This window comes from Bacteroidia bacterium, from assembly GCA_016218155.1.
In the GTDB taxonomy this organism is placed as follows: Bacteria; Bacteroidota; Bacteroidia; order Bacteroidales; family GWA2-32-17; genus GWA2-32-17.
This window is the reverse complement of the sequence record JACREQ010000055.1, coordinates 39,941-50,813: the sequence shown is the minus strand read 5'-3', so window position 1 is coordinate 50,813 and position 10,873 is coordinate 39,941. Positions and strand designations below refer to the sequence as shown.

General features: G+C 32.2%; 5 protein-coding genes and 1 rRNA gene. 2 read left to right on the top strand and 4 right to left on the bottom strand.

What is annotated here, in order from left to right; genetic code table 11:
• The 4 genes from HY951_10465 to HY951_10450 all read right to left on the bottom strand — a co-directional run.
• A 16S ribosomal RNA gene (locus HY951_10465) occupies positions 1-366 on the bottom strand; the annotation flags it as partial.
• Between the two features lie 581 nt (positions 367-947).
• Complete coding sequence (locus HY951_10460) at positions 948-2,876, bottom strand: hypothetical protein (GenBank protein ID MBI5540470.1); 1,929 nt, start codon at positions 2,874-2,876, stop codon at positions 948-950.
• Between the two features lie 4 nt (positions 2,877-2,880).
• On the bottom strand, positions 2,881-3,891 hold the full coding sequence (locus HY951_10455) for a PorP/SprF family type IX secretion system membrane protein (protein MBI5540469.1): 1,011 nt from the start codon (positions 3,889-3,891) through the stop codon (positions 2,881-2,883).
• Between the two features lie 2 nt (positions 3,892-3,893).
• Positions 3,894-8,618 (bottom strand): gliding motility-associated C-terminal domain-containing protein, encoded by a 4,725-nt coding sequence (locus HY951_10450; protein ID MBI5540468.1) that lies wholly within the window; start codon positions 8,616-8,618, stop codon positions 3,894-3,896.
• 199 nt (positions 8,619-8,817) lie between these two features.
• Here HY951_10450 and HY951_10445 point away from each other — a divergent pair, with 199 nt between their 5' ends.
• On the top strand, positions 8,818-9,381 hold the full coding sequence (locus HY951_10445; protein ID MBI5540467.1) for a sigma-70 family RNA polymerase sigma factor: 564 nt from the start codon (positions 8,818-8,820) through the stop codon (positions 9,379-9,381).
• A complete protein-coding gene (locus HY951_10440) occupies positions 9,371-10,870 on the top strand; it encodes a hypothetical protein (protein MBI5540466.1) in 1,500 nt (499 codons plus the stop codon). Before HY951_10445 ends, HY951_10440 begins: the two co-directional genes overlap by 11 nt.
• Positions 10,871-10,873 lie beyond the last annotated feature (3 nt).

The following is a 10,873-nucleotide window of genomic DNA, read 5'->3' as shown; positions in this document are numbered from 1 at the left end:
TATTCCTCACTGCTGCCTCCCGTAGGAGTCTGGTCCGTGTCTCAGTACCAGTGTGGGGGATCATCCTCTCAGACCCCCTAGCCATCGTAGCCTTGGTAGGCCGTTACCCTACCAACAAGCTAATGGCACGCATGCTCATCTTTAACCGTTGGAACTTTAATTAATAAGAGATGTCTCTCATTAATGTTATGGGGTATTAATTCCGATTTCTCGGAGCTATGCCCCAGTTAAAGGTAGATTGCATACGCGTTACTCACCCGTGCGCCGGTCGCCACCAAATATTGCTACTCGTGCTGCCCCTCGACTTGCATGTGTTAAGCCTGCCGCTAGCGTTCATCCTGAGCCAGGATCAAACTCTTCATAGTATAAAGAGTTAAATATTACTCAAGATTAATTTCTCTATTAGAATTAACAATTACTTACCTCAAATTTTCCTTTTCAATATTTTCAAAGAACGGTTTTTCTAATTTTTGGGAGTGCAAAGGTAAAACAAATTTTATTCTCTGCAAACTTTTTTTAGAAAATATTTTTAACAATTTTATCAGAACGATTTTTCTAATTTTTGGGAGTGCAAAGGTAAACTAATTTTTATTCTCTGCAAACTTTTTAGAAAATATTTTCTTCACAATTTTGTTAGAACGTTTTTTTAAGAGGATGCAAAGGTAAAGGGTGGAATTTAATTCTCCAAACATTTATGACTTTATTTTAAAAGAAAGTTTTAAAATACTCTATAACAGAACTAATAATTTTAGAAATGAAAACTGGAATCGCAATATTTTATTAAATCCTTCTTATTTTTAGTTTAATTTGGTCTTAAAACAAACACTAAATACATACAAGTTTTAAGTATTCCTCTTAATTTATGTTCTTTTTTTTATCAAAAACAGAGCTTAATTAGAAAACAAATATTACAAAAAAGCTACAAAAATGATTTTGGAAAAGAGAATTTACTTGGTAAATGAAACTGCAATGACAGCAATTTTTCTTTCACACGCAGCCGAGGGGCTATAAACTGAGTTCCGAACATCATTTAAATTATCACTTACTCCCGTAACAACCATTTCTTCTCCAAATGCCTCTCGTTTAATATTTAACTTTGCTCCATTAGAATTTGTCCCATTAATATATTGTACAAATACTCCATCTTTATATTCGTTGAAGAAGTTTACAAGACTCTGTATTCTTCTCTTCGACAGATTAATATTATATGCATTACTATTAAGAGGGCTTGCAAATCCCTTAATTGTAATTTCAATATTCTGTCCAATAGACAGTAATTGTTCCATTAATTGAGAAAACTTTATAAGCTTATTGAAATTCTTTTCCACACTATCAATAAAAAAACCTTCAATTTCAACCATAGCCTTATCTTTTGCTTCATCTTTTAAATTCTGAGACCACGTATCCAGATAGTTGTTTTTTAGTAAAAGATAATTTTCTGCAGATGTAGCATAATTAATATTGGTTGTGGTATCCCAAGTTTTTGGATTTGGTTCGTCATTATGGAAAAACAATGAAATAGGAATTAGTTCTACTGATTTCTGCATAAGCTTAGTTTCAAGTTTTACATCTGGAACCGAGTCTATCTTTGGTTTTGGCAGCGTTATTTGAAATAAATCGTTGCAACATCCAGCTGTTGAAGCAGCTTTATCTAAAGTTCTATTAGAGGAGAAATATGCATTACTTCTATCGGATGAGATATTGTAAAAAACATCATAACTAGAAGAGTTCAGTGGAAATCCTATATTTTGTGGATATTTCATCTGAACTAGATTTCCCTGAACTGAAAAGATATCAGTTCCACCAAGATTATCAAACCATTCACTTGCGAAAAACAATGTTTGTGTTTTATCATCATAAAAAGGAGTACACTCATCGTCGATGCTATTAATATTTTTTCCAAAGTTTACCGGTTCGTTAAATGTTCCCAAACTATCTATTTTACTATACCATAAATCTAGCTTTCCAATACTACCAGTCCTATCAGAAGCGAATATCAGATAACTTCCCTGGTGTGTATTTGCAAAACATGGATTTGTTGTTGAATAACCTTCTGCATTTATAGTCTTGCTTAATATTGTCGGTTGCAACCATTGATTAGCAAGCTTCTCTGACTGATATAACTGACATTTGTACTTACCTGGCTTCCTATCACAAGCTGCAAATATTATTTTATTAGATTTTGGTATAAATGTAAAGCTTGAAATATTTTTATTAGGAATATTAATATTGGTGTCAAGTAATAAAATATTTTGTGTGCTATCCTTTATTATATATGACTTAATTCTTGAAAAATAATTCAAACTATCAGATGTTGATTCAGGTCTTAATGCAGAAATATATTTTAATGTATCACCAAAATCAGCAATCTGAAACTCACTATATGCACTATTATAAGTTGAATCCATTCTATTAAAAGGCGTATCAACAGGATCAAATGTTAAGAACAATGCATTCTCACACGAGGTTATTTCGTGTCTGGCTTTTTCTGTAAAATAGTCTTTAGTTTTTATGTTTGCATTAAAATACTTTCTAAAGTTTAGTTGTGCTTTCTGATAAGAACCCATGCTTTTTTCAACTGTTCCCATCCAAAAGGTTGCAAGAGGATATTTTTTAATTTCACGTTCGGCTACAAAATGATACCATTTATCTGCAAGTTGGTAATCCCTGTTCATTCTTGCTGACTCAGCAAGTTTCCATGCTAAGAGTGGGGTTTCACTAACTTGTATTGCCTTATTATAGAAAAAAACTGCTGCTTCAAAATTTTCAGAATTAAAAGCTTTGTTGCCACGATGAACCAGTTGCCTTATTGACTGTGCCTCAACAACATTAATCAAGAATACTACAAACAACAATAAAAATAATCCTCTTCTCATTTATTTATATATAAGGCGGACAAATATGTTTTCCTGGAATAATAGTTTTATCAGGGTTTCCCAAAATATATCTTAATGATAACTCCAATCCTCCTCTTCCTCCGCTGGCTACTTTTAATGAAGAAACATTAATATCATAGCTTACCCCTATTCTGAAATTCTGATAATCGAAAGCAAAGCAGACAATTCCTGCATCCTTTAATCTATACCAACCTCCAAAATATACTGATCGAAAAGCTACACTGTTAAGCTTTTTTTGAAATAACCCACCAATATTTAGTTCGTTAAATTTTCCTTGTCTAAACCAAAAGATTGTTGGAAGAAGCACTGTTTTTTCGTTAATTGTAAAATCAGCAGATGCATGAAGATCAAATTTACTATCAAGATTTACGGCAGACTGCTCAAAAAAAGATTGTTTGGGCTTATTCAGATGATGAAAAGCTACACCGGCTTCAATAGGAACATTCTTATATTTATAATTTACAGACAACCCTAAAGAGCCATCTAAATAATGCATATTATCAGAAGGAAAAGTTTCTCCATTTAACAGGTTAGGATCGTATGTATAACCATTATACTGATTTCCAAAATAAAACTTTGAATAATTTACAGAATGCTGATTATAAGCAAAATCAAAGCCAATTGAAACAAATAGGTTAGTATCACTCTTAAAATTATAATGATATGCAATTGCAAGTTTTGCCTGATTTGTTCCAAAATCACCATCACCAGCTTTATCTGTATTAAAAACTATACCAGCACCAAAATATCCCGGAATGGGAAATTTTCTTAATGCAGCATCAAAAGAAGCAGAAAATGTTCGATATGGAACTGTTACACTTCTCCATTGTGTTCGTTGATTCAAGTGAAGACGATAATCAGAATTAAACTTGCCTGATAAAGAAGGATTTAAATTTATTGGAGATAAGTCTGACTGTGAAAAATGAATATCCTGAGCTACAGACTTTAGAGCTAAAATAATTAAGAAAATAAGTGTTAAATAAATTCTTCCCACAATTACCTTATTAGTGTAATATTTCCCTTTTTCTCAAATTGTAAATTATTTATACAAGTAACTTTTAAATAATATACAAATACAGCAGGATCTAAAACCTTTCCTTTGTAAATTCCATCCCAACCATAATGTGAATCAGTTGTCGAAAAAACCTTTTCTCCCCACCTGTCATATATTGCAAAATAAAGCTCAGAAGCAATATCAGCTTTTACATATAGTTTATCATTCTGTCCGTCATTGTTTGGAGTAAATGCATTTGGAATATAAATATATGGTTCACCACATATAACATCCATTACAATTATTGAAACAGTATCAGTATTGCTACAGCCATAACTATCCTGAACAATTACCTGATAAGTTATAGATTGAGTTGGGCTAGCTATTGGATTTTGCAAATGAATGCCATTTATAGATCCAGAAGGTGACCATGAAAATTGATAATTTGAATTAGCAATAGCAAAAAGTTGTGTGCTTTGTCCTTCATAAATAATATTATCATTAGTTGTTGCATCAACAACAGGCAAATAATCTGAAATCCCTACCTGAAAATCATCAATAAATGTACAACCTTTAGCATCAGTAACAGTTACATTATAATTACCTGCACATAATTCTGATAAGGAATATGAATGTGAACCATTACTCCAGTTAAACTGATAAGGTAAAGTGCCTCCATAAACCGGAAGTTGTATTGTTCCATTACATGCAACCGCACAAGCAACAGGAGTAATTGTTGTATCATATGTTAATAATGCCGGTTGTGTAATATTTATATATGCAGTATCAGGACAGTTATGTGCATCTAAAACATAAAGCCAATATCCGCCAGGTGTTAAACCTGTAATAGTTGGACCTGTCTGGCTTGTGCTCCAGCTATAAGTGTAAGGAGCCGTTCCTCCATGTATTACAGAACCAGTTGCTGAAGTAGTTCCACCAAAACAGTTTATTCCCGGTGTTGTGATTTTTGAATTTAATGAATCGGGCTGATTAACAAAAACACTTTGTACCCTTACACAAAAATCAGCATCTGTAATAGAAATAATATAATAACCCGAACATAAATTTAAAATCTGTGGAGTTGTACTTCCAGTACTCCACAAATATGAATATGGTGGTACTCCTGAACTTGTAATACTTGATGTTGCATTACCATCACATGTACCATAGCATTGTGTCATTTGCGTAGTAGCGGAAATTGCTAGGTTTGACTGATCTACAATATTAGTTGTTAAAATTGTACTGCAATTATTTGCATCAGTTACTGTTACATGGTATATACCAACAAAAAGATTAGTAATTAATGAATCCTGTTGAGGAATATTCCATATATAAGAATAATTTGGTACACCACCGGAGGGTGTAACTACAGCTGAACCAGTATTTGGATGAACCGGATCACAAGATGCCGTTGATAAACTTGAAATAATTGCATTTAATTGAGGAGGTTCAGTAATTGTAAATGGTAAAACATGACTACATCCAATAGCATCAGTAACAGTTACTGTATAATTATTTGGACAAAGGTTATTAATTACTGAAGATGTATCTCCGTTACTCCAATCAAAAGTATATGGATTCATTCCATTATTTGCATAAACAGTTAATGAGCCATTACATAAACCATAACACCTGACATTTGTTACCGCTCCGGGGCTTAATGTAAATTGATCTACTATTACATTAATTGAATCTATTCTGGTGCAATTATGCTGATTTGTTACAGAAACATAATACATTGTATTTGTTGGAGGCAACACTTGTAATTCTGATGTTCCCTGACCAGAAATTATACTTGATGTTGGCCACCATGTATATGATAATGTGTCGCCGGGAACACTGCTATATGCATGAATTGATATCTGACTTCCGGTACAAACTGCCGTATCAGGACTCATTGTTAACCCAACAGGGTTTACAAAAACAATTACAGAATCTATTACATCACAAAGCTGAGAAGAAACATGAATATAATAAGTAGTTGTTTGGGTTGGATTTACATTCAAGTTACTTACAGAATGATTAGAATTTAAAATATTAGTAAAATTTATATTAGTTGACCATAAATATGTTAAACTTGACATTGCTCCTGTTACACTTGCATTAATAGAAGCACTATTTCCATTACATATTGCAGCATCATTAGTATTAATTAAAAGTTGTTCAACTACTATTGTTCTTGTAATACTATCTGCTAAATTACATGACGTTGGATGAGATGCAATTAATGTAACGTTATAAGTTCCAGGTGCACTATATACATGTGTTGGTTCAAATACAGAAGAAGTATCTCCATCGCCAAAGTCCCACAGATAGTTTGTTGCCAGCTGACTTGTATTATCAAACTGAACCAGTTCATTTACACAAACGGGGTTGGCTGAGAACTCAGCAATTGTTAAGGGTAATTCAAAGCTGAATTTAAAAACTGCATTATTACAATTGGTTGATGCATTTATATTAGACCAGGCACCTGGATTTGGTGAGGTTGGAAAAGTGCTACATGCACCACAGCTTGCGCAAACTGATTCATAAATATATCCTCTTTTATCAAATCTACTAGTACCTCCGTCAACATGATCATAGCCACAGTTTCCTGTACCATGTTGTTCGCCAAAATAAGTTGCATATTCCAAGTGTGAAGCATCGTCAGCCATTACCATTAAGTAAAAATCCTGCCCGTCAGTAACAGATTGATATGCATTTGAAGTAATATCCATATTTTTTGTTCCCTGAATATTTGACCATGATGTTATTCCACCATAACCTGCCCATTCTCTTCCCCATCCTGCAAGATAAATACGATTACAATAATCAACAGAGAAAGCAGTAATTGAAATATTTGGCCTACCTATTCCCGTTCCGAAAACGGTACTCCAAACCGGACTAGATAAATTATTCGGAAATTTTGCGATAAACTGACCGCTGTTAGGTGTACCGTAAGCAGCATTTGAAATAAATGTACTTCCCGGAGCAGTAGTCTGACCTGTTATATAAACATTTAATAATTTGTCAACTCTAACAAAATATACCTGATCGTAAAGTGAAGAACCAAAATATGACGATTTTATTAATGATGATCCGTTTGCAGAAATATGTGCAAAAAAACCATCAGCTGTTCCACCTAGTGCAAGTGGCTGATAAACTCCACCAGTAGTCGGAATATTTATAGAATTGGTTCCACCACCTATATAAACATCACCGTTAAAATCTAAATCAAGTGAATAAATTGCATCATCATTACTTCCTCCAAAATAACTGCTCCACATTAACTGGGATAAATCGGGATTAAATTTAAAAACTACACCTTCCTGATTTCCACTGTATGCTGTATTAAAACTACCTGTAGTAACAGGAAAATTGCTCGAAAAAGTACATGTACCTACATAAATATTTCCAGCTCCATCGCATATTACTTCTCCTCTTGCACCGTCAGCATAATTGTAATAAAGGGCACCATTTCCTTCCATCAAATTATAATACTGGCGAAAATTAAATCCATCATTAGCTGATCCACCCATAAGTGTTGAACCTAAGAGTTGTGAGCCATCGTAACTTAATTTTGAAACAAAAATATCTATCCCATTGCCAAAAACTATTGCATTATCATAAGTTACACTATCTCCACCATTAAAAGAGTTATCATAAGCATTTGCTGTTGTTGGAAAATCGCCTGAACCAGTGGTTCCAAAAATAACTAAATCATCATTTCTGTTACAAACCAAACTATGTGGTAATTCTTCACTTTGGGAGCCTCCAAGATATGTTGCCCATAGGCGTTGTGTTCCCGACGCATCATATTTAATTATGGCAATGTCACAACCATATTGATAATAAGTCCAGCCTGGTGGCTGTTCGCCTCCTCCATAGTTAACCTGATAAGCCCCAACAGATACCGGATATCCAACATTAAAACAAATACCACCAGAAAACACGTTAGATTTTTCGTCGAAAGTAGCCGTAAATCCCCAATTATCATAAGTAGAACCTGTATATGTTGAAAATACCAGCACAGGATCAATTACTAAAGGATAATTATGATTATAATCTTCTGGAAATTGAAATGCAACATTCCCACTACGAACAAGAAACTTACAAGGTATTTTAATTTTATTACCATTTATTTCCTGATAAGCAAATGGCTTTAATTCTGTAATTTTATTAAAACTTGTTTTTACTGTTAACGATCCGTCAGCATCAACAAACAATGATTCCTGACCTTCATACGTTAATCTAATGTCATCAGTATTACCACCTGGATTTACTATAAAATCATATTGAATAGATTTTTCATTATTTACATAAATTTTAAAATCAATATTCTGATAAATGTTATTGTAACTTACTTCATCATATTTTAATGCTTTTGACACCCACTTTTTAGTATCGTTACCAACAAAGTAGTTTGTATAGTCATTATGCTTACCGGATGCCACTATACCATTTTTAAAAGTATTTCCGAATTTTACTTTATAGCTATGTAAATGAACTGTTCCTTTATTTATATTCTCTTTTCCTGAATTTTGGTTAGCATGCGAACGTTGTATGTCCCTTTCGTCTACAAAATTATATGTTAATCCATCTTTTTCTAAAAACAATGCCCCACCCGGAAGTTCGGTTTTATACAATGCATTTGGATGCCACTGCCCTTTGTTTTCAATAAACCCTGGTTGGCAGTATGCATTATTAACAAATAAAACAACCATTATTAGAAATGGTATATAACGCATGCTCAAAATTTTCCATAAATTTATTAAAAAAAACAACAAAACAAAAATATCAATCATAATAATGTGCATGTGTCATTTTATCATCAGTTAAACAAATTTTAAGTGCATTAAATATGCAATAGGCGTAAAATTCATTATATTTGTATTATTAATGTGCAACCTTTATAAATACCACTCAGTCTAACATACGTCTGAAAGAATGCTCAGCGAACAGCAAATAATAGAAGGCTGCTTAAAAAACAACCGAAAAACACAAAAGATGTTATATGAAATTTATGCATCTAAGTTTTTAGGAATGTGCATGAGATATGCTAAAGATAAGCAAGAAGCTGAAGACATTTTACAGGATGGATTTTTAAAAATATTTGGCAGAATTAGCCAATATTCAGGATCAGGTTCTTTTGAAGGCTGGATGAAGCGTATAATAATTAATACTGCAATTACTAATTACAGGCAAAATCTTAAGCATTATTATAAACAATCTATTGATGATGTTAACGAAACAGATTTTGAAACTGGTAATGTTGAACACGAATTTTCGTTGGAAGAACTGTTAAAAGTAGTACAAGAACTTCCTCCCGGATACAGAATGGTTTTTAATATGTTTGCTATTGAAGGTTTTCAACATAAAGAAATTGCACAAATGATGGGTATTGATGTTACAACATCTAAATCTCAATATTCGCGAGCCAGAAAACTTCTTAGAACAAAGTTATTAGAATTAAAAAAAGAAAAAGTTGAAATAGTAAATAATGAGCGGTAAACAAAATATAGAAGATTTATTTAAAAATAATTTCGACAATTTGAATGTTGAGCCAACTCAAAAAGTTTGGGAAGGCGTAAATTCTAATCTGTGGTATTCTAATATTCAGAATGCATTCTATAACTATACCGTTCAACCAACAAGTAAAGCATGGAGAAAAATTGCATTCAGACTTTGGTTTAAAGATTTTATTGTTTTCTCACCATTAAGTTTTAATGTATATTACTTGTCTGCAATTTTAGTTGTTTGCTCAACATTGATATTTACAAGCTATAATTATTCCGATAAAGATTTTTTATTTACTAATTCACCAATTGAAAAAAACACCAAAACAAATACTATAAACAATTCAAATACTTTAACCGAAGTATCAATAATTCATAATTCAGTAAATGCAAAAGTTAGTAATCCGAATACTACTAATAATGAAGAAGTTATTATTGTAAAAGAATTAAACAAAAAAAATCAAACTGCAGTTAAAAAAGAAAAATTTAACAATACTAATAACCTCATTAACAATAAAGTATCAGTTCATGAACCAATAATAGATAACGATGAATTATTTACCGAATTGCATGTTCGTGATTATTCCGGTTTATTAAAAATGTTACATCGTAACCCCAAGCTTATCCCCGAATCTTTTTCTGATTCTTCATTAAAAAGCCGACTTGAATTTGATTTTAACAATAAAAAATGGCATTGGTCTGTTGAAGGCTTTGTTACACCAATGTTTGGAAGCTCAACATACAAAATCAATGATTCCGAAATTAACAGCTTTAGTAAAAATTATGGCGGCTCGAAAGCTAATCTAACATTATCAGGCGGTTTATTAGTACAGGCAAAACACTTAAATTTTTCATTTCAGACAGGATTTTCATATACTCGTTTAACCGATAAACCAGATTACAAATATTTAAATACAAAGTATTTTACGTCGATTGTTACTGAAATTATTCCTGATTATGATTATAACTACTTCGAAATTGAAGTTCTTAACTTAGATAGTCTCTTATTAAATGGCGATTCTGTCTGGATTACAATTCAGGACTCTACACTTATTACAACTTTTGACACAATAACAAAACCTCAGGTAATACAAAAGAATACCATAGATCACAAAAAAACAATAAATACTTTCTCATATTTTGAAATTCCATTAATTGCAGGTTATACAATTAGTCAGGGAAAATTAAATTTCACACTTAGAGGTGGAATTATTACAGGAATTCTAACATCTGTTTCGGGTAACTTACCTTCTCCTTATTCTGAAGTTGGAACAATAAATGTAAAAAATAAAACTACCAGAAAAATAATGTTTTCAGGTATAGTCGGTATTGAGGCAGCTTATGATGCTTCGAAAAATATTTCTATAATTGCGGCACCGGTTTATAGGTTTAATTTATTATCTTTATACAAAAAAGACAATATAATTAATCAGCGTTTTAATAATTTAGGAATTAAATTAGGAATTAGATATAACTTTAAATAATTT

Bases quoted from the DNA above. Each gene is read 5' to 3' on its own strand.
- HY951_10460 (MBI5540470.1), bottom strand. From the start codon at position 2,876: ATGAGAAGAGGATTATTTTTATTGTTGTTTGTAGTATTCTTGATTAAT.
- HY951_10450 (MBI5540468.1), bottom strand. From the start codon at position 8,618: ATGCGTTATATACCATTTCTAATAATGGTTGTTTTATTTGTTAATAAT.
- HY951_10445 (MBI5540467.1), top strand. From the start codon at position 8,818: ATGCTCAGCGAACAGCAAATAATAGAAGGCTGCTTAAAAAACAACCGA.
- HY951_10440 (MBI5540466.1), top strand. From the start codon at position 9,371: ATGAGCGGTAAACAAAATATAGAAGATTTATTTAAAAATAATTTCGAC.